At 69.5% G+C, this 23,942-nt stretch carries 22 protein-coding genes and 1 tRNA gene; 19 read left to right on the top strand and 4 right to left on the bottom strand.

Annotation, left to right across the window (positions count from 1 at the left end; genetic code table 11):
• The first annotated feature begins 50 nt into the window (after positions 1 to 50).
• From QZX79_RS00800 to QZX79_RS00785, 4 genes are all read left to right on the top strand, one after another.
• Positions 51 to 914: an oxygenase MpaB family protein gene (locus tag QZX79_RS00800; protein ID WP_294563354.1), complete on the top strand. Its 864-nt coding sequence runs from the start codon at positions 51 to 53 to the stop codon at positions 912 to 914.
• 283 nt (positions 915 to 1,197) lie between these two features.
• Positions 1,198 to 1,779: a protoglobin domain-containing protein gene (locus QZX79_RS00795; RefSeq protein ID WP_294563352.1), complete on the top strand. Its 582-nt coding sequence runs from the start codon at positions 1,198 to 1,200 to the stop codon at positions 1,777 to 1,779.
• Between the two features lie 42 nt (positions 1,780 to 1,821).
• Complete coding sequence (locus tag QZX79_RS00790) at positions 1,822 to 2,820, top strand: NAD-dependent epimerase/dehydratase family protein (RefSeq protein WP_294563349.1); 999 nt, start codon at positions 1,822 to 1,824, stop codon at positions 2,818 to 2,820.
• A 211-nt stretch (positions 2,821 to 3,031) separates the two neighbouring features.
• Positions 3,032 to 3,373, top strand: coding sequence for a hypothetical protein (locus tag QZX79_RS00785; RefSeq protein WP_294563347.1), 342 nt, complete (start codon positions 3,032 to 3,034; stop codon positions 3,371 to 3,373).
• A gap of 54 nt (positions 3,374 to 3,427) precedes the next feature.
• Here QZX79_RS00785 and QZX79_RS00780 read toward each other — a convergent pair whose 3' ends face one another.
• Positions 3,428 to 4,465: a YeiH family protein gene (locus QZX79_RS00780; RefSeq protein ID WP_294563345.1), complete on the bottom strand. Its 1,038-nt coding sequence runs from the start codon at positions 4,463 to 4,465 to the stop codon at positions 3,428 to 3,430.
• Between the two features lie 26 nt (positions 4,466 to 4,491).
• On the bottom strand, positions 4,492 to 5,211 hold the full coding sequence (locus QZX79_RS00775) for a GAF and ANTAR domain-containing protein (RefSeq protein ID WP_294563343.1): 720 nt from the start codon (positions 5,209 to 5,211) through the stop codon (positions 4,492 to 4,494).
• A 231-nt stretch (positions 5,212 to 5,442) separates the two neighbouring features.
• Here QZX79_RS00775 and QZX79_RS00770 point away from each other — a divergent pair, with 231 nt between their 5' ends.
• Complete coding sequence (locus QZX79_RS00770; protein ID WP_294563341.1) at positions 5,443 to 6,246, top strand: GAF domain-containing protein; 804 nt, start codon at positions 5,443 to 5,445, stop codon at positions 6,244 to 6,246.
• Between the two features lie 21 nt (positions 6,247 to 6,267).
• Here the strand turns inward: QZX79_RS00770 and QZX79_RS00765 are convergent, their stop codons facing one another.
• Entirely contained in the window at positions 6,268 to 6,765 is a 498-nt protein-coding gene (locus QZX79_RS00765) for a hypothetical protein (protein WP_294563339.1), read from the bottom strand.
• 200 nt (positions 6,766 to 6,965) lie between these two features.
• On the opposite strand from QZX79_RS00765, the gene QZX79_RS00760 reads away from it, so the two are divergent.
• The 4 genes from QZX79_RS00760 (at position 6,966) to QZX79_RS00745 (ending at position 11,474) form a co-directional block, all read left to right on the top strand.
• Positions 6,966 to 8,882: an alpha-amylase family protein gene (locus QZX79_RS00760; protein WP_294563337.1), complete on the top strand. Its 1,917-nt coding sequence runs from the start codon at positions 6,966 to 6,968 to the stop codon at positions 8,880 to 8,882.
• Between the two features lie 234 nt (positions 8,883 to 9,116).
• Positions 9,117 to 10,160: a CapA family protein gene (locus QZX79_RS00755; protein WP_294563437.1), complete on the top strand. Its 1,044-nt coding sequence runs from the start codon at positions 9,117 to 9,119 to the stop codon at positions 10,158 to 10,160.
• A gap of 85 nt (positions 10,161 to 10,245) precedes the next feature.
• A tRNA-Met gene (locus QZX79_RS00750) sits at positions 10,246 to 10,319 on the top strand.
• A 240-nt stretch (positions 10,320 to 10,559) separates the two neighbouring features.
• The gene (locus tag QZX79_RS00745) at positions 10,560 to 11,474 is read left to right on the top strand and encodes an NAD(P)-dependent oxidoreductase (RefSeq protein WP_294563335.1); all 915 of its coding nucleotides are present in this window, start codon (positions 10,560 to 10,562) and stop codon (positions 11,472 to 11,474) included.
• Positions 11,475 to 11,547: 73 nt separating this feature from the next.
• Here the strand turns inward: QZX79_RS00745 and QZX79_RS00740 are convergent, their stop codons facing one another.
• Complete coding sequence (locus tag QZX79_RS00740) at positions 11,548 to 12,192, bottom strand: MBL fold metallo-hydrolase (protein WP_294563333.1); 645 nt, start codon at positions 12,190 to 12,192, stop codon at positions 11,548 to 11,550.
• A 188-nt stretch (positions 12,193 to 12,380) separates the two neighbouring features.
• On the opposite strand from QZX79_RS00740, the gene QZX79_RS00735 reads away from it, so the two are divergent.
• The 10 genes from QZX79_RS00735 to QZX79_RS00690 form a co-directional block, all read left to right on the top strand.
• Entirely contained in the window at positions 12,381 to 12,758 is a 378-nt protein-coding gene (locus QZX79_RS00735) for a GntR family transcriptional regulator (RefSeq protein ID WP_294563331.1), read from the top strand.
• Between the two features lie 86 nt (positions 12,759 to 12,844).
• A complete protein-coding gene (gene uvrA, locus QZX79_RS00730) occupies positions 12,845 to 15,754 on the top strand; it encodes an excinuclease ABC subunit UvrA (protein ID WP_294563329.1) in 2,910 nt (969 codons plus the stop codon).
• Positions 15,755 to 15,813: 59 nt separating this feature from the next.
• The gene (locus QZX79_RS00725) at positions 15,814 to 16,485 is read left to right on the top strand and encodes an HAD hydrolase-like protein (RefSeq protein WP_294563327.1); all 672 of its coding nucleotides are present in this window, start codon (positions 15,814 to 15,816) and stop codon (positions 16,483 to 16,485) included.
• Positions 16,472 to 17,140: a 1-acyl-sn-glycerol-3-phosphate acyltransferase gene (locus tag QZX79_RS00720; RefSeq protein WP_294563326.1), complete on the top strand. Its 669-nt coding sequence runs from the start codon at positions 16,472 to 16,474 to the stop codon at positions 17,138 to 17,140. The genes QZX79_RS00725 and QZX79_RS00720 overlap by 14 nt, the downstream gene beginning before the upstream one ends.
• A 101-nt stretch (positions 17,141 to 17,241) precedes the next feature.
• Complete coding sequence (gene uvrC, locus QZX79_RS00715) at positions 17,242 to 19,281, top strand: excinuclease ABC subunit UvrC (protein ID WP_294563324.1); 2,040 nt, start codon at positions 17,242 to 17,244, stop codon at positions 19,279 to 19,281.
• 72 nt (positions 19,282 to 19,353) lie between these two features.
• Entirely contained in the window at positions 19,354 to 20,253 is a 900-nt protein-coding gene (rapZ, locus tag QZX79_RS00710; RefSeq protein ID WP_294563322.1) for an RNase adapter RapZ, read from the top strand.
• Positions 20,253 to 21,284 (top strand): uridine diphosphate-N-acetylglucosamine-binding protein YvcK, encoded by a 1,032-nt coding sequence (gene yvcK, locus QZX79_RS00705; protein WP_294563320.1) that lies wholly within the window; start codon positions 20,253 to 20,255, stop codon positions 21,282 to 21,284. The genes rapZ and yvcK overlap by 1 nt, the downstream gene beginning before the upstream one ends.
• A 10-nt stretch (positions 21,285 to 21,294) precedes the next feature.
• Entirely contained in the window at positions 21,295 to 22,275 is a 981-nt protein-coding gene (whiA, locus tag QZX79_RS00700) for a DNA-binding protein WhiA (RefSeq protein ID WP_120168237.1), read from the top strand.
• Between the two features lie 123 nt (positions 22,276 to 22,398).
• On the top strand, positions 22,399 to 23,028 hold the full coding sequence (locus tag QZX79_RS00695) for a superoxide dismutase (protein ID WP_159616354.1): 630 nt from the start codon (positions 22,399 to 22,401) through the stop codon (positions 23,026 to 23,028).
• Between the two features lie 204 nt (positions 23,029 to 23,232).
• The coding region (locus QZX79_RS00690) for a type I glyceraldehyde-3-phosphate dehydrogenase (RefSeq protein ID WP_294563313.1) at positions 23,233 to 23,942 on the top strand (710 nt) is incomplete at its 3' end.

Raw genomic sequence — 23,942 nt, 5'->3', positions numbered from 1 at the left:
GGCCGGGACGCCCGCCCCGCGCCGCGGTGTCTCCTGCCCAGGGGGACTCGATGCCGAGGCTTGACGCGTTCTTCCCGCCGGCCCCGCCGCCGGGGCACCCCGGGGACCCGGGCCTCTTCGGCCCGGCGTCGGCGGCGTGGCGGATCGGCAGGGAACGGATCCTGCTCGCCGCGGGCCCGGCCGCGCTCCTGCTGCAGCTGGCACACCCGCTGGTCGCGGAAGGGGTTCGGGCCCACAGCAGTTTTTCCTCCGACCCGCTGCGCCGGCTGCGGGGCACCCTGGATGCCGTCCTGACCATTACCTTCGGCGACCAGGACCAGGTACGCGCCGCTGCCCGGCACGTCCAGCGCCGGCACCGCCCGGTGCACGGAACCTTGCCCCGGTCGGACGGGTCACTGCCGGCAGGAACGCCCTACCGCGCGGACGATCCGGAGCTGGCACTCTGGGTGTTCGCGACGCTCGTCTGGACGGCGGTCACCGTCACGGACGGCTTCGCCCGCCCGGTCCCGGACGCCGAACGCGACGCGTACTACCGCGACATGACCGGACTGGCGCACCAGTTCGGCATCCCCGCCCGGCTGCTCCCGGAGGACTATCCCGGGTTGGCGCGCTACGTCGACGGCCAGGTCCGCGATGTCCTGCGCGTTGGGCCGACGGCCTCGGCCCTCGCACGGCAGATCCTTGCGCCCGACCCGCCGATCCTGGCACCACCGGCTCGGGCGGCAGCCTCGGTGCTTGCGGCCGGAGTGCTCCCGCCTGCCCTGCGGGACGCCTACGGCCTTCCATGGCGGCGCCGCGACCGGACCGCGCTGCGCGCCCTCCAGTGGGCAAGCCGGCGCACACTTCCGCTGCTGCCCGCCGGTCCCCGGTACTGGGCCCACTACCGCGTCGCGCTGGACCGGTTCGGCACCTGAGCGGCTGCGGGCCGGCTCCGACGCCCTGTCATTCTTTGATTTCCACCCAGCGCGAATTTAGACTACGAGGGCCGTCAGCGCCGACGCGCAGACCACTGCATACGCGCCCCTCCACCTGTGCGAAGTTCAGCCCGGCCGGAGACGTAGGTTGCATCCCCAGCGGGAGGCCCCCGCGGAGGTGCACGACCCGCCCGGCCGCGTCGGGCACGCACCCCCGGCCGGTCCCCATTCCACGCAGGCCACCGCCGCTGACCGGCCTCCCCGCTACTCAGGAAGGGCCGCCATGAACGGACCCCGCGGTTACACCTATGGCAATGCGGATCTGGAAACCAGCCCCGTTTCGCTCGACGACCTCCGGAAGATCGAAGAAACCATCCTGTGGACGGACGCCGACCGGCAGGCACTGCTTCGGGCCCGGCCGATCCTTGAGCCGCGCACCGACAAGATCCTCGACGTCTGGTACGGCTACGTCGGCGACCACCCGTTCCTCATTGAGAGCTTTGCCGGCGCCGACGGGAACCCCGATGCGGACTACCTTTCAGCGGTGCGCGAGCGCTTCAAGGTCTGGGTCGTCGACCTTTGTTCACGCGAGCACGATCAGGACTGGCTGAACTACCAGCACGAAGTGGGCCTGCGCCACACCTCGGCGAAGAAGAACCTCACCGATGCGGTGGAGTCTCCGGCAGCCGAGATCAGGATGCGGTACCTGATCGGGTTCATCGTCCCCCTGACCGCGACGATGCGCCCGTTCCTCGCCGAAGGGACGTCGGATCCCGAGGAACTTGACGCGATGTACACCGCCTGGTTCAAGGGCGTCACCCTGACGGCGATTCTCTGGTCGGAGCCCTACAGCACGTCCTGGTGAGCCGGCCTTCCGCCGGAGCGGTGAAGCTGATTTGATGGCCTAATGAAACTACTTGTCCTTGGGGGTACCGCCTGGCTCGGCCATGAGATTGCACGGCACGCGGTGGAGCGCGGCCATGAGGTGACCTGTGCCGCGAGGGGACGCTCGGGAGCGGTTCCCGGCGGGGCGTCCTTCGTGGAGGTCGACCGCGACGACGATGAAGGGCTCCGCCGGGTCGCCGAAGGCCGCTGGGATGCCGTCGTGGACGTCTCCCGGCAGCCCGGCCAGGTCCGGCGTGCGGTCCGGGATCTCCGGGACGCCGGCTACTACCTCTTCATCTCCTCGGGCAGCGCCTATGCGGATCAGGGTCCGCCCGGTCAGGACGAGGACGCGCCCCTCCTGCCGCCCCTTGGCTCCGACGTTATGGACACTCTGGAGACCTATGGGCCGGCCAAGGTGGCTTGTGAGCAGGCCGTGGTGGAGGCCTTCGGCCCCGCACGCAGCATGATCGCCCGCGCCGGACTCATTGGGGGACCCGGCGACGGGTCCGGCCGCACCGGGTACTGGCCGCTGCGGTTTGCGCACCCCTCCGGTCCCGGCGGGTCGGTGCTGGTCCCGGAAGCGCCGGATCTGCCCACGCAGGTCATCGACGTCCGGGACCTCGCGGCGTGGGTGGTGACCTGCTGCCAGGAGCAGCGCGGCGGGGTGTACAACGCCATGGGGCATAGCAGGTCCTTGGCCGACCATCTCGCCGCGGCCCGCCGGGTCGCCGGGCACGACGGACCGGTGGTGACGGCGGACGCGCAGTGGCTGCACGCCCGGGGCGTGGGCGAATGGGCAGGCCCCCGTTCGCTGCCCCTGTGGCTCAGCGATCCGGACTGGCAGGGGATGAACGCCCGGTCCAACCAGCGCGCGCTGGACGCGGGCCTCGTGCTGCGCCCCCTCGAGGAAACACTGAAGGCGGCCCTGGAGTGGGAGGAGGCCCAGGGGCCCGACAGCCCCCGGCGGGCGGGACTCACCCGTGACGAGGAGCGGGAGCTCCTTGCGGCGCTGTCAGGTTAGGGACGCGGGAGCGCCCGTAAGGGGATCACCCGCGTGGCGCCCACGAGTGCGAGCCTCCAGCGCGGTCGGGCCGGGCACGGCCCGGGGGGCCGAAGTTCCACGTGGCTGTGCCACGGGAGGGGGACTGCCGGGCCGCCCTGTCCGGGCCGCCCTTTCGGAGGTACATTGGGCGCAGGCAGGGTCTCAACGGCCCGCCGCGAGGGGGGAACCGATGACCAGCAGCAGACGGGCGGCTCAACCCGGGCAGAGGCTCACCGGAGCGGGGGCCGCCCTCCTCGTCCTTGCGGCGGCCCTGCTGGTGCCGGGCATCGATGCCTTCAACCGGGCCACGTACGGCGGAGACGGCGGTGGGGCGGAAGCCCTGACCCTTCTCGGCCTCGGAGCCGCCGCCCTGCTGGCAGGGGCAGCGGCCCTGATCGCCGGCCGCCGGCGTGCCGCCGTGAGAAGGCCCCGCACCTATTCCGACCGGCACGACGACCACACGCTCCCGGCCGAGGACCGGCCCGTCAACCCGAACGACACCAGTCTGCGGGGCTACCAGACAGGCTTCTGACGCCCGGAGGGCGGCCCGCCGGCCCCCGGGGCCGATCCCGGCAGCGCGGGGCTCCTACGCGGTAACCAGGACGGCGCCGGCGAGGGTGACCGACCCAAGGAAAACCGTTGAGATGCCACCGAGGATCAGACTGCGCCCGCCGGTGCGCGCAAGTTGGGGAATGTGGATCCCGGCGCCGAGGCCGAACATCGCAGCCGCCAGCAGGAGCGTCGCCGTGACCGAGGCGCCCTGCAGCACCGGGGCCGGGACGAGGCCGGTGGAACGGACGAGGACCAGCACCAGGAACCCGACGACGAAGAGGGGTACGGCCGGCGTCGAGCCGGTGCCGGCCGCGCGTGAATGTTCCTTCGAGCGGCTGATCCCGAAGGAGACCAGCGCGGCCACCGGCGCCAGGAGGACAACCCGGCCGAGCTTCACGACCGTGGCCACCGCCAGGGCCGCAGCGCCGGCGGTGCTGGCGGTTGCCACCACCTGGGCCACCTCGTGCACGGCCAGGCCGGACCACAGGCCAAAGGTCTCCTGGGACAGCCCCAGGAGACCACCCACCACCGGAAGTCCAAGGATCACCGCGGAACCATACAGCGTCACCATGGCCACGGCACTGGCCACCTCGTCGTCGTCAGCGTCCACGATGCTCTGCATGCCGGCGATCGCAGATGCGCCGCAGATGGAGAACCCGGCGGCCATCAGGGTGGACGCGGCGCGGCTCAGGCCCAGGCGCTCGCCGATGTACCGGGTGAGGAAGAAGCTGACGAACACAGAGGCGACGATGAGCCCGAGCACCGGCAGGCCAAGGCCCACGATCTCCGGGAGGGAAAGCTGTAGGCCCAGCACCACCACCCCCAGGCGGAGGAAGCGCTTGGTGGCCGCGCGGATGCCCGGCTTCAGTCGCGGGTGGAAGAGTCCGCTGTTCCGTACGAGCAGGCCCAGGCCGAGGGCGATGACCAGCGCGCCGGCGAATCCCTGGAGGTTCGCCAGAAGGACGGCGAGGGCAACCGCGGCCGCCATGACGAGGAGCCCCGGGGCGTGGCCGAGCGCGGCGGTGACGGGACGCGGCAGGGGCACGGGGTCGCTTTCGGAAGGCGCAGGCATGGCATCAGCGCCAGACCGGCGCGGGCCTAGTTGGTGAAGTGGGTGGTGGCAGGTGCCGTGGCGACCGACTGCACCAGCTGTTCGGCGAGGACGCGGAGCTTGACGTTCTGGTGGCTTGAGGCCCGTCGGAGGATCTGGATGGCCTCCTCCTGGGTGCAGCGGTTTTGGGCAATGATGATGCCGACCGCGATGTCGATGTTCGTGCGTGACTCCATTGCCGCCTGCAGGTTGGCGGCCGCGTCCTTGTGTGCGGCCAGCTGCAGGGCGAGTTCAAGGGTGCTTGCCGCTTCGGCCGCGTACTCCTCCACCCGGCCCACGATGTCGGGAGTGAACACACCGGGCTCCTCGGCGTACAGGTTCACCGCGGCGCCGCCGTCACCACCGGTCATCAGGGGTACCCCGAGGACCGAATAGAAGCCGCGGTCCTCGATCGCGTCGAGGTATTCGGGCCACCTGGGATCGGTCCGCGCATCCTGCACGACGGCGGTCTCGCCGGTCCGGATCGCGGTCAGGCAAGGCCCGTCCCCGTAGCCATACTGGACCTCGTCGAGCTCGGTTGCTGCGACGCTGCTGCTGGCCACAGTGGTGGCACGGTCGTTGCGTTTCAGCGTGATGCCGCAGTGGGTTTTGACCCCGGGCTCGAGGATGGTCGAGGTGTGGGAGGCGAACGCCTCAAGGAACAATTCGACATTCCCGGACTCAAGAATGAGCTGCTGGAGCTGGCGCGCCACCGAATCACTTCCCACATCTTTCCGCATTGGATCAGCTTAGGGCTAGGAGTCCCCATTTAGCTCATCGGGACCGGTGCCTGAAGCATTTTTTCCGGCTCCCGACCGGTGGAACTTTGGCTTTTCTGCAACCCGCCCGTGGCATAGCCTCGGTCGTGGGCCGTCGACCGGTCCTCGGTCCTGAATGCGGGGACCGGTTTCCAGGGGCCGGCACCGCGGCCGGGCCCGCACACACATTCGAGGTTCCCGGTGGATGAGCAGAGGCAGCGAGAGCTGGCGTCGCGTGCGGCCTCCGAGTCGGGACTCGACGCCGAGGAGGTGTGGATCCGCTATTTCGCCGTCGGAGGCTCACTCGCCCAGATCGAGATCGACGCGTATCTGCAGGGGCTCCAGATGATTCCGTCACTCGAACGGGACATCCTCTCCCAGACACTGCGAGAGGCATTGGCGGAGGCCGGCCGTGAAGCGCCCGGTCTCGGCCCGGGTGGGTGGGCGGACCCCTCCAGCGGGACGGGCAGCGCAGCAGGGGCAGGTACCGGCGACCCCGTCGACTCGCTCGGCGCGGCGGGGGCCGTCTTCCTCTCGGCCGAGCAGGCCGAAGCCCAGCGGATGCGGGCCCTGCGGGAGACGGGCCTGCTCGATTCACCCCCGGAGGAGCGCTTTGACCGGATCACCCGGCGCGCACGTGAATATTTTGGAGTCTCCTCGTCGATCGTGGCACTGATCGCCGAGCACCGGCAGTTCCTCAAGTCGGTCATCGGCGCGCTCGGCCAGAACCTTGAGCGGGAGAGCACATTCTGCAACCAGACGATCCGCAGTGCCGGGCCCATGGTGGTGTGCGACACGCTGACCGACGACCGGTTTCGATCGAGCCCGCTCGTCGTCGGCGAACCGCACATCCGCTTCTACGCAGGGCACCCGCTGCTGGGCCCGGGCGGGTGGACCATCGGCACGCTCTGCGTCATCGACCAGAATCCGAGGGAGTTCACCGATGAGGACCGGCGCGTGCTCCGGTCACTGGCCGAGGCCGCGCAACAGGAGGTAATGCCGTAGGGAGGTTCCATCCCGGAGCGGTCAGCGCGGTGAAAGGCCGTCGCTGTCGAGCGTGAGAGCGAGCTGGTGCGCCTCTCCGGGGCACCGCGGGCCGTTGGGGCGGACCACCTCCGCTGTGGCGCGGACCGAGTCGGGCTCCCCGGCGTGACCGTCCGGGCCCGTCACGGCCGCCCTCACCTCGACCTCACCTTCTGGAAGATCGAGCGGAGCGAACCCGACAAGCGTGCCGTCCGGGCTGGCCGAGCCGCTGCACGTCCCATCGGGGCTGCAGCCCAGATCCACAGTCGTTGATCCTGCCTCCAACCTCAGTTCCGGTTCCCTGCACCGGCCCTCCCAGCAGACCTCGAGCGCAAGCCCGCTCACCCCGCGGGCGCGTTCGGCGGCCACGATCACCGCTACACCATCCTCGGCTCCGATTTCGGTGCAGGCGATGGGAGCCCCGGGCGTACCGCAGCCGACGGCGAGCAGGAGCGCTCCACCGAGGACGGCGGAACGCAGCAAGGGCGGTCGAAATTGCATGCTTCACCCTAGCGCCGCCCGGCGGACGGAGGGGTCCTTTCCCGGTGTGCCGTGGAGATCGGCGGGAACGGGGTCCCGGCACCCGCACGGGGTGCAGGACGGCGCCCGCGCAGGCACGCCCCCGGGTGCCCGTCAAGGCGGCGCCAGGTGTGCCTCGGCCTCCGGCCCTGCGGTCGGTGCGCCTGCAATAGGCTGTGCCCATGGTTTTCCAGAAGCACCTCGGAGAAGAGTCCATCCCCGCGGAGGTCCTGGCGGCCCGGCGTGCGGGGACCCTGGACGCCGACTGGGACTCCTTCGAGGCGCGGTTCCGCAGCGAATTCCCCCGCCTGCGGTCCCTCTTCCGCCGGATCTACGGCGGCGGTGCTGACGACGAGCTGGTGCTGCTGGCGGTGGAGGCGGCCGGGTCGTGGCAGCAGCGGCCCGCCGGGCTCAAGGCGCTCGACGCCGCCCGGGCCACGGCACCGGACTGGTTCCAGTCCAACGGGATGCTGGGCGGGGTCTGCTACGTGGATCTGTACGCCACGGACCTCTCCGGGCTGCGGGCGCGCATCCCGTACCTCCGTGAACTTGGCCTGACGTATCTTCACCTCATGCCGCTGTTCCTCGCGCCGGAGTCGAATTCCGACGGCGGCTACGCGGTGTCCAGCTACCGGGAGCTGAACCCGGCTCTCGGGACCATTGAGGAACTCGCCTCGATCGCCGCCGAACTGCGGGCGAACGGCATTTCGCTCGTCGTGGACTTCATCTTCAACCACACCTCGAACGAACACGAGTGGGCCCGGAAGGCGCTCGCCGGCGACCCGGAATTCGAGAAGTACTACTGGATCTTCCCGGACCGGGAGATGCCGGATGCGTATGAACGCACTGTGCGCGAAATCTTCCCGGACGACCACCCCGGGTCCTTCGTGCCGCTGCCCGACGGGCGCTGGGTCTGGGCCACCTTCCATTCGTTCCAGTGGGACCTCAACTACCGCAACCCCGCGGTCTTCCGCGCGATGGCGCGGGAAATGCTCTTCCTCGCGAACCAGGGCGTGGAGGTCCTGCGGATGGATGCCGTGGCGTTCGTGTGGAAGCAGCTGGGCACGGCCTGCGAGAGCCTGCCCGAAGCGCACCTCCTCCTCCAGGCCTTCAACGCGGTCTGCCGGCTCGCCGCGCCGTCCCTGCTGTTCAAGTCCGAGGCGATCGTGCACCCCGACGAGGTGGTGCAGTACATCAGCCCGGGGGAGTGCCAGCTGAGCTACAACCCCCTGCAGATGGCACTGATCTGGAACAGCCTGGCCACCCGGGAGGTCTCCCTCCTGGCCCAGGCCCTCGAGCGCCGCCACGCCGTTCCGCCCGGCGCCGCCTGGGTGAACTACGTGCGCAGCCACGACGACATCGGCTGGACCTTCTCCGATGAGGATGCGGCAGAGTTCGGCATCGGCGGGTACGACCACCGGCGCTTCCTCAATGCGTTCTTCGTCAACCGTTTCCCGGGCAGCTTCGCCCGCGGTGTGCCGTTCCAGGAGAACCCGCGCACCGGGGACTGCCGCATCTCGGGCACGACGGCGTCGCTGGCCGGACTGGAGGCGGGCGACGCCGGCGCCGTGGGCAGGATCCTGCTCGCCCACGCCATCGTGCTCAGCACCGGGGGCATCCCGCTGATCTACCTGGGGGACGAGGTGGGCCAGCTCAACGACTACGGGTACACGCAGGACCCGGGCAAGGCCGGGGACAGCCGCTGGGTTGGGCGGCCCGCCTACCCGGCGGCCCGGTACGCGCTGAAGGACGATCCGGCCACCGCGCCGGGGGCGGTCTTTTCGGGCCTGCAGCGCCTGATTCGGGTCCGGGCCGCCGCCCCGGAATTCGCGGGCGGCCGGCTGGTGCCCTTCGGCACCAACAATCCCTCCGTCCTGGGGTACCAGCGGCCAAGTGCGCCCGGCCCGAAGCCCTCACTGGTCCTGGTCCTGGCGAACTTCGCCGACTCCCGACAGGAGGTCACCGCGGAGACCCTCTCCGGCCTGCCCGGTTCCGCCGTCGATCTCATTTCGGGCCGGGAGCTGACGGTGTCCGCCGGGCTCGGCCTCGAACCCCATCAGGTGCTGTGGCTCCGATACTCGCTGGAGGCGTCCAGCTGAGTCCTCGGGGAGGCCTATCATGGGCGTACCACCCGAGGAGACCGCATTCCACGCAGCCAGCCACCGCGCGCCCGAGGGAGAGCGCGCTACGGCCCCGCCGCCCTGACCATCCTGGCGCTGCTCTGTGCCGGCTGCCTGCCCGGCGCCTCCGGAGGCCGGGAAGCGCCGGCCGTTCCCGCCGCCCCTGCACCGCCGGCCGCATCCGCCCCGTCGCCGGGGGCCTGCGGCGACTGCCTGGACGTCGTCGTCACGGGGGACATGCTGGTCCACCCCCAGCTGTGGGACCAGGCGGCAGCGGACGCCGCGGTGACCGGCAGGACGCCCCTCGACTTCGAACCACTCCTCGCCGGCCAGCGTCCGTACCTCGCGTCGGGCGACCTTGCGGTGTGCCACCTGGAGACCCCGGTGTCCGACCCGGAGGGCCCCTACGCCGGCTACCCGACGTTCAACGTGCCGCCCCAGATCCTCACCGCGGCCAAGGAGGTCGGGTACGACGCCTGCACCTCGGCGAGCAACCACACCCTCGACGCCGGACCCGCCGGGGTGCTGCGTACCCTCGCCGCCCTCGATGCGGCCGGGCTCGAGCACACCGGCTCGTATGCCAGCGCCGCGGACGCGCAACAGCCCCTGATCCTCGATACGCCGGACGCGAAGGTCGCCCTCATCGAGGCCACCTACGCCCTCAACGGCCGAACACCCGACCAGCCGTGGCGGGTCGACCTGCTCGACGTCCCGGCGATGGTCGCCAAGGCCCGCACGGCACGGGAGCAGGGCGCCGACGTCGTCCTTGCCGCCCTCCACGCCGGGGACGAGTACGCCTCAGTGCCCAACGCGCAGCAGACCGAGGCGGCTCATGCGCTCGCCGACAGCGGGCTGATCGACTTCATCTACGGGCACCACACGCATTCGGTCCTTCCGGTCGAGAAGTACAACGGCACCTGGATCGCCTATGGGCTCGGCAACGCGGTGACCGAGCTGTCCCCGGTCTACGACGTGAACAACGAGGGTCTTGCGGTCCGCGCTCGATTCAGCCGGAACGAGGCCGGGCACTGGGCGGTCAGCGACCTCGCCTGGCTCCCCTCGGTCATCGTGTCCAACCCCTACCGATGGTGCGCGCTGGGCCCGGACCGCCCGGCCGGATCCTGTTCCACGCCCGGCCACGAGCAGGCGGTGAAGGAGCGCACCCGGTCGGTGGTCGAGTCGCTCGGCGCGGCCGCCGCGGGAGCGCACCCCTGGGACCTCGCGGCCGATCTGAAGCGTGCACCAGCAGGGCCCTGAACCAGCAGGGCGCGGACGGGCGGACCGCCCGGACCCCCGGCGGATTCGCTTATTCGACCGCCGGGCTGTAGCGTTCTTACTACGCCGCGGGGTGGAGCAGTTCGGTAGCTCGCTGGGCTCATAACCCAGAGGTCACAGGTTCAAATCCTGTCCCCGCAACGAAGACAGTAGTCCCGGTCCCGGGTAGGGGCCGGGACTACTGCGTTAACCGGCCGCTTTGGCTTCCCCACCCTGGACAGCTCGGGCGCCCCCGGCGCCTCCCTCGGCCGGTGCTTCCTGGTGGCGGTGAAACGAAACGGGTGGGAACGTCCCATCTCATTGGCACCCTCCTGCCGCTGGACCGACACTGAATCCCGGAACGCCCACTCGGGCGCCAATCAGTCCAACTGGAGGAAAAAAATGCGTGTACTAGTGGCCGGTGCCGGCGGCGCCATCGGACGTCCCATCGTCCGTCACCTCGTCTCCTGGGGCCATGAGGTGTGGGGAATTGCGCGGGGAAACGAGGGTGCCGCGCGCATCGCGGCGGACGGCGCGACGCCGATCATCGCGGATGTGCTCGATCTTGAGGATGTGACGCGGGCGGTCGCAGGCGTGCGGCCCGAGGTCGTCATCGACCAACTCACGGCACTGCCGCGCCACTACTCGCCGCAGGCGATGCGCGACACCCTCGCCAGTTCGAACGAGGTAAGGGTGCGCGGGGGAGCGAATGTGCAGGCGGCCGCCCTTGCCGCGGGAGCGACACGTTTCATCGCGCAGTCCGGCTCCTACTTCTACCGGCCCGGCGAGGGGCTCGCCGAGGAATCAGAGCCCTTCGTCGCCGACGGGCCGCCCCTGGTGGACGGAAGCGCCGGGGCCTTCGTGCAGGTCGAGGACCGGATCCGGTCCCTTCCCGAGGGCACCACCGGACTGGTCCTCCGCTACGGGTTCTACTACGGCCCGGGAACCTGGTACTCGCCGGACGGCGACATGGGTGAGCAGGCGCGGGCCGGGCAGCTGGGCGTGCTCGGCTCCGGTTCCGGGGTCTGGTCCTTCGTCCACGTCGACGACGCGGCGGAGTTTACGGCGCGGATCGCCGTCGAGTCCCAGGCGACCGGGGCCGTGAACGTCACCGACAGCGACCCCCTTCCCATGCGGGACGTGATGCGGGCCTTCAGCGCCTTCGCCGGAGGTGCCGAACCGGCCGAGTATCCGATCACCGAGGAGACCGATGCGGACGGAGTGTTCTACGCGACGAAGATGAGGGGTGCAAGCAACCGCCGCGCGCGGGAGGAGTTCGGGTTCAGCCCGCGCCGGCTGGAATGGCTCAAGCCCTGATTCCGGCCCGGAGCGCGTACAGCCGTCACCGATTCAGTGCGCTGTTCCGCAGCCCGTGCGGCAGGCCGCTCCGCTACCAGCCGCGCTCGAACCACTCCGCGAGGTGCGGCCGTTCGGCGCCCAGTGTCGTTCCCTTCCCATGGCCGGGATGGACGAGCGTGTCATCGGGGAGATAGTCGAACACCCGCTCCAACACATCGGCGAACAGCGAAGCGAACCGGACGGGATCGCCCTGGGTGTTGCCCAGCCCGCCGGGGAAGAGCGAATCGCCGGTGAAAAGGTGCGCCGGGCCCTGCGGGTCGCGGAACAGCAGGGCCACGGAGCCCGGCGTGTGTCCGCGGAGGTGGATGGCTTCAAGGTCGAATCCGTCGAAGGAACCGACGTCGCCGTGCTCGAGGGGCACGTCGGTCGGCACCTCGATTGCGGGGGCGTCGGCCGCGCCGGCGGCCGTGCGTGCCCCGGTCGCCTCCACGACGGCGGCCAGCGCCCGCACGTGGTCCCAGTGCGAATGCGTCGTCGCCACGAGGACAAGCCGTGCCGCGGCGGGGGTGTCCCGGGCACCCTCCGCCAGCAGGCCGGCGATGGCGGGCGCATCGTCGGCCGCATCGATCAGCACCTGCTGGCCGGAACCGCGGGCGGTGAACAGGTACACGTTGTTGTCCATTCCGCCCACCGCGAGCCGGCGGATCACCACTGAGGAAAGTTCGGCAAGAATCATGGACCCACCCTAGGACAGGAGCCCGCCGGACCGCTTGGAGGCGGGCGGGCTTCACCTTGGGGCGCATAGCGGCCGAGCACCTCAGCCAACGCCCCGTTCGCGGTATTGTGCACGTAACAGGGCCCCGGCGGGGCAGTTCGGCATGCGCGGCGCATTCGAGGCCGCCGCGCCCGGCGGAAGGGGCAGCAGTGGAGAGTGAAATACCCGAGTGGCTGGAACTCGATCCCTCGAGCCCGTATCCGCCCTATGAGCAGCTGCGTCAGCAGATCGTCGAGGCCGCGAACAGCGGGCGCATCGCCGTCGGCGTCCGCCTGCCCCCGGTGCGGACCCTCGCGGCGCATCTGGGGGTGGCGGCCAACACCGTCGCCCGCGCCTACCGCGAGCTGGAGCGGGCGCAGATCGTGGTGACCCGATCCCGCGCCGGAACGGTGATCGCCGCGGCCGGGGACGAGGCCCGGCGGCGGGCCGCCGAAGGGGCAGCGGATTACGCCCGCATCGTCAAGGCGAGCGGGCTCAAGGAGGAAGAGGCAGTGGCCTATCTGCGGGCGGCATTGCGCCGAGCGTGAACCGGTCCGGCGCGTCGCACCGGTGTGGCGCGAATTAAACCCTATTCGAATATGTCTTCGAAGCGGGATTGAATTACAGTGGAACGGTGTCTATAGCCAACTCCCTGGAACAGCACTCTTCCGACCCCTTGATTCCGCACCCGGACCTGTCGCGCCTCGTCGTAAAGGGTGCGCGCGAGCACAACCTCAAGAACGTCGACCTCGACATGCCCCGGGACGCCATCATCGTGTTCACCGGGCTCTCCGGGTCGGGGAAGTCATCCCTCGCGTTCGACACGATCTTCGCCGAGGGCCAGCGCCGGTACGTCGAGTCGCTCTCGGCCTACGCACGCCAGTTCCTGGGTCAGGTGGACAAGCCCGACGTCGACTTCATCGAGGGCCTCTCGCCGGCCGTGTCGATCGACCAGAAGTCCACGAGCAAGAATCCGCGGTCGACCGTGGGCACGATCACCGAGATCTATGACTACATGCGCCTGCTGTGGGCGCGCGTGGGCCGCCCGCACTGCCCCATCTGCGGCGAGCCGGTGGCCAAGCAGACACCCCAGCAGATCGTCGACCAGCTTCTCGAACTCGACGAGGGAACGCGCTTCCAGATCCTCGCGCCCGTGGTCCGCGGCCGGAAGGGCGAGTTCGTCGACCTCTTCCAGGAGCTTTCGGCCAAGGGCTACTCCCGCGCCCGCGTCGACGGCGAACTCGTCCAGCTGACGGACCCGCCGAAGCTGGGCAAGCAGTTCAAGCACACCATCGAGGTGGTGATCGACCGCCTCGTCGTCAAGGAGGGCATCTCCCAGCGGCTCACCGATTCGGTCGAGACCGCCTTGAAGCTCGCCGAGGGGCGCGTCCTGGCCGACTTCGTCGACCTGCCCGACGACGACGCCAAGCGGGTCCGGGCGTTCTCGGAGCACCTCGCCTGCCCCAACGAGCACCCGCTGGCCATCGACGAGATCGAGCCTCGGTCCTTCTCCTTCAACAACCCGTTCGGCGCCTGCCCCGTCTGCACCGGCATCGGAACGAAGCTCGAGGTGGACGAGGAACTCGTCGTCCCGAACCCCGACCTCAGCCTCGCCGAAGGCGCCATCGCCCCCTGGTCGCTGGGCACCGCAACCCTCGAATACTGGACCCGGCTCCTCGAAGGACTGGCGAAGGAACTGAACTTCAGCATGGACGTTCCATGGCGCAAGCTTCCGGACCGTGCCCGCGAGGCGGCCCTGTACGGCAAGGACCACAAGGTGGTCGTGCAGTACCGCAACCGCTTCGGTCGGGAGCGCAAGTACAGCACCGGTTTCGAGGGGGCCGTGCAGTACATCCACCGCAAGCACCTCGAAACCGAGTCGGACCACGCCCGTGACCGGTATGAGGAATACATGCGGCAGATCCCGTGCCCCGAATGCGGCGGCGCGCGGCTGAACCCGGCGTCCCTGTCGGTGCTCATCAACGGCAAGTCCATCGCCCAGGTGGCGGCCATGCCGATGCGCGACTGCAGCGACTTCCTGAACAACCTCGTCCTGACCGGGCGCGAGGCGCAGATCGCGAACCAGGTCCTCAAGGAGATCCAGGCCCGCCTGACCTTCCTGCTCGACGTCGGCCTCGAGTACCTCAACCTCGAGCGCGCCGCCGGAACCCTCTCCGGTGGAGAGGCCCAGCGGATCCGCCTTGCCACCCAGATCGGCTCGGGCCTCGTCGGCGTGCTCTACGTCCTCGACGAGCCCTCGATCGGCCTGCACCAGCGCGACAACCGCCGCCTGATCGAGACCCTGACCCGCCTGCGCAACCTTGGCAACACCCTGATCGTCGTGGAGCACGACGAGGACACCATCCACGAGGCGGACTGGGTCGTCGACATCGGCCCCGGTGCCGGTGAACACGGCGGCGAGGTGGTCCACTCCGGCCTGCTCAAGGACCTGCTCACCAATGAGAAGTCCATCACCGGCGACTACCTCTCGGGCCGCCGGAAGATCGAGATCCCGGCCAAGCGCCGGAAGATCGACAAGTCGCGCCAGCTGAAGGTCGTCGGCGCCCGTGAGAACAACCTCAAGAAGCTCGACGTCTCCTTCCCGCTCGGCGTCCTGACCGCGGTCACCGGGGTCAGCGGCTCCGGCAAGTCGACGCTTGTGAACGACATCCTGTACAAGGTCCTTGCGAACAAGCTCAATGGCGCCAAGCAGGTCGCAGGGCGGCATAAGCGCATCGATGGCCTCGACCACCTCGACAAGGTGATCCACGTCGACCAGAGCCCGATCGGACGCACGCCCCGGTCCAACCCCGCAACCTACACCGGGGTGTTCGACCACATCCGCAAGCTCTTCGCCGAGACCACCGAGGCGAAGGTCCGCGGCTACCTGCCCGGGCGGTTCTCCTTCAACGTCAAGGGCGGGCGCTGCGAGGCCTGCTCCGGTGACGGCACCCTGAAGATCGAGATGAACTTCCTGCCCGACGTCTACGTGCCCTGCGAGGTCTGCCACGGCGCCCGCTACAACCGGGAAACCCTCGAGGTGCACTACAAGGGCAAGACCATCGCCGACGTGCTCGACATGCCGATCGAGGAGGGCGCCGAGTTCTTCGCCGCGTTCAGCCCGATCGCCCGGCACCTGAACACGCTCGTCGAGGTCGGCCTCGGCTACGTCCGGCTGGGCCAGCCCGCCACCACCCTCTCGGGAGGCGAGGCGCAGCGCGTCAAGCTCGCCAGCGAACTGCAGAAGCGTTCCAACGGCCGCAGCGTGTACGTGCTCGACGAGCCGACCACCGGGCTCCACTTCGAGGACATCCGCAAGCTCCTCCTGGTGCTGCAGGGCCTGGTCGACAAGGGGAACACCGTGATCACGATCGAGCACAACCTCGATGTGATCAAGAGCGCCGACTGGGTGGTCGACCTCGGGCCGGACGGTGGCTCCGGCGGCGGCGAGGTCATCGCGACCGGCACCCCGGAACAGGTCGCGCGCAGCGAGAGGAGCCACACCGGCACCTTCCTCGCGGAGATCCTCCCGGCGTCCCCTTGAACATTCCCCGCGGGGAATAGGAGTGCGGCGGGCGGGGTGCCTTATGGCAAACTTGCCCGGTGACTAATTCGCAGGCGCTCGTCCTCTTCGACCTCGACGGAACCCTGATCGACCCCGCCGGGTCGATCACCGGAGGCATCGAAGCGGCCCTGCGGGAACACGGGCTGCCGGTGCCGGACCCCCGGGTGGTCTCGAGCATGGTGGGGCCCGCACTGGTCACCTCGCTGCGGAACATCGCCGGCGTGCCCGAACACCTTATCGACCGGGTGATGGGCGCCTACCGCGCCGGCTACCGCTCCGTCGGCATGGCCCAGAGCCGCCCCTACCCGGGGATCGCCGACTGCGTGCGTGAGCTCCGCGCGGACGGGGCCCGGGTGGCCGTGGCCACCCAGAAACCGGAGTGGCTCGCCGAGGAACTGCTGACGGCCCAGGGCATGATCGGCCTGTTCGACTCGGTCCACGGGGCACCGCGGGACGAACGTGCCGCCGCGGCACTGCCGGGAAAGAAACCCATCATCGCCGCGGCGCTGGCGGAACACTTCGGCCGCTGCGACAGCGCAATCATGGTCGGAGACCGCTCGCACGACGTGCTGGGGGCGGCCGATAATGGGCTTGACTGCGTGGGGGTGTCCTGGGGCTTCGCCGCGCCGGGCGAGCTCGAGGAGGCCGGCGCGACCGCGGTCGTCGACAGCGCGGAGAAGCTCCTGGAGGTGCTGCGTGGGAATCTATGACCTCACCCGCAGCACCACGCGCGGCCTCATCGCCGGCCTCTGCCGGCCCACCGTCGAAGGGCTCGGGCATGTCCCCACCGAGGGTCCGTTCATCGTCGCGGCCAACCACCTCTCCTTCCTCGACAGCGTCCTCATCCAGGCCCTGATGCCGCGCCGGGTGGCGTTCTTCGCGAAGGCCGAGTACTTCACCGGCACCGGCGTCAAGGGGGCGATGATGCGCTCCTTCTTCGAGGGTGTCGGGTCCATTCCCGTGCAGCGCGGCGAACAGGCGGCCAGCGTGCAGGCCCTGAAGACCCTGCTCGACCTGCTCGAGGAGGGCAGCGGCGTCGGCATCTATCCGGAGGGCACCCGGTCCCGCGACGGGCTGCTCTACCGCGGACGGACCGGCGTGGGCTGGCTGGCGCTGACCACCGGAGCCCCGGTGGTGCCGGTGGGCCTGATCGGGACCGAGGCGCTGCAGCCTGCGGGCAGCAACGGCATCCGGCCGCAGCACTTCACCATGAGGATCGGCGCGCCCCTGTCCTTCGAGAAGACCGGACCAGGCCATCCGCTGCCTGCCCGGCGCAGCGCCACCGACACCATCATGGACTCCATCGCCGCGCTCAGCGGGCAGGAGCGCTCGGCCAGCTACAACAAGGGCGCACCCGCCGAATAGCGGGCCCCCGGGGGTGCCGTCCGGTGCGCCCGCGCTGCAGGACCGGTGCGCGCAGGGCTGAAACGTCAGGGCCGCCCGGACAAAGAACATAGGATTGAACTGTGGCAAACCCAGCAAGCTACCGCCCCAAGACGGGGGAAATACCGCAGGACCCCGGCGTGTACCGGTTCCGCGACGAGCATGGCCGGGTCATCTACGTCGGCAAGGCCAAGAACCTGCGCTCCCGCCTCAATTCCTACTTCGCGAACCCGCAGGGCCTGATGCCCCGCACCCGGGCCATGGTCCACACCGCAGCCGGCGTGGAGTGGACGGTGGTGGGAAGCGAACTCGAGGCCCTCCAGCTCGAATACACCTGGATCAAGGAATTCAATCCTCGCTTCAACGTGATGTTCCGGGACGACAAGTCCTACCCCTACCTCGCGGTGACGATGGGGGAGAAGTTCCCCCGCGTGCAGGTGATGCGCGGCGACAAGAAGAAGGACACCCGGTACTTCGGGCCCTTCTACCCCGCCAAGGCCATCCGGGAGACCGTCGATACGCTCCTGCGGGTCTTCCCCGTGCGCACCTGCAGTTCCGGCGTCTTCCAGCGTGCCGAACGCTCCGGCCGGCCCTGCCTGATGGGCTACATCGACAAGTGCTCGGCGCCCTGCGTCGGGCGGATCTCCCCGGAGGACCACAAGGCCCTCGCCGGGGAATTCGTGGCGTTCATGTCGGGCGAGGCCAGGCGCTTCATCACCGGACTCGAAGCGAAGATGGCCGCCTCGGTCGCCGAGCTCGACTACGAGGCCGCGGCACGGACCCGCGACGACATCGCCGCGCTCCGGAGGGTCTTCGAACGCAACACGGTCGTCCTCAGCGAGGACACCGACGCCGACATCTTCGCCCTGACCGAGGACGAGCTCGAGGCTGCGGCGCAGGTCTTCCACGTGCGCGGCGGGCGCATCCGCGGCCAGCGCGGCTGGGTCGTGGAAAAGGTTGAGGACATGGACACCCCAGACCTGGTGGAGCACCTCCTGCAGCAGGTGTACGGCGAGGGCGGGGCCGGCAACGACCGGATTCCGCGCGAGGTCCTCGTGCCCGTGATGCCCAGCAACGCCGAGCAGGTCCTTGAGTGGCTGCGCGGGCTCCGCGGGGCCCGCGTCGACGTGCGGGTACCGGTGCGCGGAGACAAGGCCACCCTGATGGGCACCGTCCAGCAGAACGCCGCTGACTCCCTGCGCCTGCACAAGAGCCGGCGCGCCGGGGACCTCACGACGCGGTCGGCGGCGCTGACCGAACTGCAGGAGGCACTTGAGCTGCCGCAGCCGCTGATGCGCATCGAATGCTTCGACATCTCCCACGTCTCCGGCACGAACGTCGTCGCCTCCATGGTGGTGGTCGAGGACGGACTGCCGCGCAAGTCGGAGTACCGCCGCTTCTCCATCACCGGCGACGCCGCCCGCGACGACACTGCCTCGATGTACGACGTGATCTACCGCCGGTTCCGGAACTACCTCGCCGGCCGTGTGCATGAGGACACCGGCACCGGCACCGGCTCCCCGGCGGACGGGGAAGGCGCCGGTTCCCCGGCGGACAACGGCGCGGCTGCCGGGGCGGAGGCTGTTCCGCTGGCGGACACCACGACGGCGACGACGAAGAACCGGTTCGCCTACCCGCCGAACCTGGTCGTCGTCGACGGCGGCCCGCCCCAGGTCGCCGCGGCCTCCCGCGCGCTGGCGGACCTCGGCATTGACGACGTCTTCGTCGTCGGCCTCGCCAAGCGGCTCGAAGAGGTGTGGGTGCCCGGCAGCGACTTCCCCGTCATCCTGCCGCGGGCATCGGAGGGACTGTTCCTCCTGCAGCGCATCCGTGACGAGGCCCACCGCTTCGCCATCAGCTTCCACCGCCAGAAGCGCGGGAAGTCGATGACCGAATCGGCCCTCGATGGAATCCAGGGCCTTGGCCCGTCGAAACGCAAGGCCCTGCTGAAGCACTTCGGTTCGGTGAAGAAGCTGAAGGCCGCCTCGGTGGAGGACCTGCTGGAGGTCCCGGGCATCGGTCCGGCTCTGGCCGAAGCCATCCGGAACGGGCTGGCCGGCGGGGCGGGGCAGGAGGCTGCTCCCGCTGTGAACCTGACCACGGGCGAGATCCTCGATTCTTAGCTAGGCTGAGGACGGCGCCCGCTGCCTGCGGCGCAGCACATCCGCACCACCTACGCCGGAACGGACGCATCCATGACTGAGGCTGACAGCCTGACCCCGGTCAAACCCACCGAATCGGAGCTGCTGGTCGTCACCGGCATGTCGGGTGCCGGACGCAGCACGGCCGCCCACGCGCTTGAGGACCACGGCTGGTACGTGGTCGAGAACCTCCCGCCGCAGATGCTCGGGACGCTGACCGAACTGGTGGCCCGCATGCCCCAGTCCATCCCGAAGCTCGCCGTGGTGATCGACGTGCGGAGCAAGAAGCTGTTCAACGACATCAAGGCCGCCCTCGCCGCGCTGCGCGCTGCCGGGGTGAACTACCGCGTGCTCTTCCTTGACGCCGACGACGCGGAGCTGGTCCGCCGGTTCGAACAGGGCAGGCGCCCCCACCCGCTCCAGGGTGACGGCCGGATCCTCGACGGCATCGCGGCCGAACGGGACGTGCTCAAGGAGGTGAAGTACGCCTCCGACATCGTCGTGGACACCACCGACTTCAATGTCCACGCCCTGGCCACCGCCGTCACTGAACTCTTCTCGGAGTCCGGGCCGATCGTGCTGCGGCTCAACGTGCTGAGCTTCGGCTTCAAATACGGCCTCCCCGTCGACGCGAACTTCGTGGCCGACGTCCGGTTCATCCCCAATCCGCACTGGGTGCCGCAGCTGCGCCCGCAGACCGGGCTCGATGAGCCCGTGCGGGAGTACGTGCTGGGCGCCGCCGGCGCCTCGGACTTCGTCACCCGCTACGTCAACGCCCTGATCCCGGTCCTCGACGGCTACCGCCGCGAGAACAAGCACTACGCGACCATCGCGGTCGGCTGCACCGGAGGCAAGCACCGCTCCGTCGCGGTGACCGAGGAGATCGCCCAGCGGCTCGCCCAGCTGCCCGGGGTGCAGGTGGCCGCCCACCACCGGGACCTGGGGCGGGAGTAGTGGCACTCTTTTCGGGGCCGCTGCCCCTGATCCCGGTTCCGACGGCGAACCGGCGCGACGGCGAGCCGGCAGAGAAGACGCCCTCGGTGGTGGCCCTCGGCGGCGGCCACGGGCTGTCCGCCTCGCTGTCAGCGCTGCGCCTGCTGACCCAGGACCTCACCGCCGTGGTCACCGTCGCCGACGACGGCGGGTCCTCCGGCCGGCTGCGCAGGGAACTTGGGGTGCTTCCGCCCGGGGACCTGCGGATGGCGCTTGCCGCCCTGTGCGACGACACGGACTGGGGCCGCACCTGGCGCGACGTCATGCAGCACCGCTTCACCTCGACCGACGGCGTCGATGGCTCGCTCGATAACCACGCGCTGGGAAACCTGCTCATCGTGACCCTCTGGGAACTGCTTGGCGACCCCGTGGCGGGCCTGCAGTGGGCCGGTGCGCTGCTGGGCGCCCGCGGCAAGGTCGTGCCGATGGCCAGCGTGCCGCTGACCATCGAGGGGGACATCCTCACCGAGTCCGGGGGAGGGCTGCGGCTCAAGACCATCGTGGGGCAGGCCCAGCTTGCGGTCGCGGCCGAGGGCGGGAACGTCAGCAACGTCCGGCTGCTCCCGGAGGCAGCGCCGGCCTGCAAGGACGCCCTTGAGGCGATCGAACTGGCCGACTGGGTGATCCTCGGCCCGGGCTCCTGGTACACCTCGGTGCTGCCGCACCTGCTGCTTCCCGAGCTCCGTGACGCGCTCTGCCGCACCTCCGCCAAGCGCTGCCTGACGATGAATATGACCAATGACACCAAGGAGACCCAGGGCATGACCGCCGTGGACCACCTTGCCGTGATCAAGCGCTACGCGCCGGAGTTCACCGTGGACGTCGTGCTGGCCGATCCGGCGGTCGTGGGGGACCGTGCGCAGTTCGAGGCGGCGGTCGCCGGAATGGGCGGCCGGGCCGTTCTGGGTAAAGTGGGTTCTTCAACCGGAAAACCCGTCCATGATCCGCTTCGCCTCGCAACGGCGTACAAAGACATGTTTGGGGAGAACTAGGAGTGAACTGGTGGCGCTGACTGCGGACGTCAAAGAGGAGCTCTCGCACCTCGAAGTTAAAAAGTCCTCGGTACGCAAGGCCGAGGTGTCCGCCCTGCTGCGGTTCGCCGGCGGGCTGCACATCATCTCGGGCCGGATCGTGATTGAAGCGGAGGTCGACCTCGCGTCGACCGCGCGCCGGGTCCGCTCGGCCATCGCCGAGGTCTACGGGCACAACAGCGAAATCATCGTTGTATCCGGCGGCGGCCTGCGCCGCGGCAACCGGTACGTGGTCCGGGTGGTGCGCGACGGCGAGTCCCTCGCCCGCCAGACCGGGCTGCTCGACACCCGGGGCAGGCCCGTGCGCGGGCTGCCCTCCGCCGTCGTCAACGGCTCCGCGGCTGACGCCGAGGCCGTCTGGCGCGGCGCGTTCCTGGCCCACGGGTCCCTGACCGAGCCGGGCCGCTCGTCCTCCCTCGAGGTGACCTGCCCCGGCCCGGAATCCGCGCTGGCCCTCGTGGGTGCCGCCCGCCGCCTCGGCATCGCCGCCAAGGCGCGGGAGGTGCGGGGCGTGGACCGCGTGGTGATCCGCGACGGTGACACCATTGCGGCCCTGCTCACGCGCATGGGCGCCCACGACGCCCTCATGGTGTGGGAGGAACGGCGGATGCGCAAGGAGGTCCGTGCCACGGCAAACCGGCTGGCGAACTTCGACGACGCCAACCTGCGCCGGTCCGCGCAGGCAGCGGTTGCCGCCGGCGCCCGCGTGGAGCGGGCACTGGAGATCCTCGGTGAGTCCGTCCCGGAACACCTCCGGTACGCGGGGGAGCTGCGGGTCGGCCACAAGCAGGCAAGCCTCGACGAACTCGGCCGGCTCGCCGACCCTCCGATGACCAAGGACGCCATCGCGGGCAGGATCCGCCGGCTGCTGGCCATGGCCGACAAGCGGGCCCAGGAGATCGGGATTCCGGGAACCGACGCCAATGTCACCGCCGACATGCTGGACGAGTGAATCCTTGCATAGGATGGGAGGGCAAGCCTGCCTCTTCGGCGGCGGGACCCCGGCGGTCAGTCTCCGGCCCTCACCGGCCCGGAAGCGGCCCCGGAAAGGTACACCATTAGATGGAGGAAATTCGTGAGCCAGTACATGCTGCCCGACCTTGATTACGATTATGCGGCCCTTGAACCGCATATCTCCGCGCGGATTATGGAGCTGCACCACAGCAAACACCACGCCACCTATGTCAAGGGTGCCAACGACGCGCTGGCACAGCTGGCGGAGGCCCGCGAGAAGGGCGAGTTTGGGAACATTCCCAAGCTGTCGAAGGACCTGGCCTTCCACCTCGGCGGCCACACCAACCACTCGATCTTCTGGAAGAACCTCTCACCGGACGGAGGGGACCTCCCCACCGGTGAACTGGCCGCCGCACTCGACGACGCGTTCGGTTCCTTCGAGGCCTTCCGCAGCCACTTCAACGCCGCAGCCATCAGCCTTCAGGGCTCCGGCTGGGCGGTCCTCGCCTACGAGCCGCTCGGCGGCAACATCGTGATCGAGCAGCTCTACGATCAGCAGGGCAACGTTCCGGTCGGAACCATCCCGCTGCTCATGCTCGACATGTGGGAGCACGCTTTCTACCTCGATTACGTCAATGTCAAGGCCGATTACGTCAAGGCCTTCTGGAATATCGTGAACTGGACCGACGTCGCGGCACGGTTTGACCGTGCCCGGTCCGGCGCATCGAGCCTGGTCGTCCCCGGCGTCTGACGCCCGGTTGCGTTCCGCCTGTGCCCGCCTCCGCGGGACGGGCACGCGCTTCGGGGCGGAGGCGCAGGCCTCCGCCCCGAAGCACCGCAGAACCTGATGGACCGAAAGGGATCATCGGACCCGCACAACGGCGTGCAGCGCAAGCAGCTGCCGGACCGGCCGAAAAGGCCCTGGCAGCATCACTTAATAAGGAGATGGAAACCAGTGACTACCCGTATTGGAATCAATGGCTTTGGCCGGATCGGCCGTAACTACTTCAGGGCGGTGCTCGATCAGGGCGCGGATCTGGAGATCGTGGCGGTCAACGACCTCACCAGCCCCGAGGCCCTGGCCCACCTGCTCAAGTACGACTCCGTAGCGGGACGCCTGGGCGTCAGCGTCGAGGCCGACGGCGGGGACCTCCTGGTCGACGGCAAGCGCATCAAGGTCCTGGCCGAGCGCGACCCCGCGAACCTGCCCTGGGCAGACCTGGGCGTCGACATCGTGATCGAATCCACAGGGTTCTTCACCAAGGCCTCCGACGCGCAGAAGCACATCGACGCCGGTGCGAAGAAGGTCCTGATCTCGGCCCCGGCCTCCGACGAGGACATCACCGTGGTCCTGGGCGTCAACGACGGCGACTACGACCCGGCCAACCACCACATCATCTCCAACGCCTCCTGCACCACCAACTGCCTGGGCCCGCTGGCGAAGGTCCTCCAGGACTCCTTCGGCATCGAACGCGGACTGATGACCACCGTCCACGCCTACACGGCGGACCAGAACCTCCAGGACGGCCCGCACAAGGACCTGCGCCGTGCGCGCGCGGCCGGCATCAACATGGTGCCGACCTCCACCGGGGCCGCCAAGGCCATCGGCCTGGTCCTGCCCGAGCTCAAGGGCAAGCTCGACGGGTATGCCATCCGCGTTCCCGT

This window comes from uncultured Arthrobacter sp. (assembly GCF_902805515.1).
In the GTDB taxonomy this organism is placed as follows: Bacteria; Actinomycetota; Actinomycetes; order Actinomycetales; family Micrococcaceae; genus Arthrobacter_D.
Note: the sequence above shows the minus strand (reverse complement) of the source record. Positions and strands in the feature narration are given on the sequence as shown.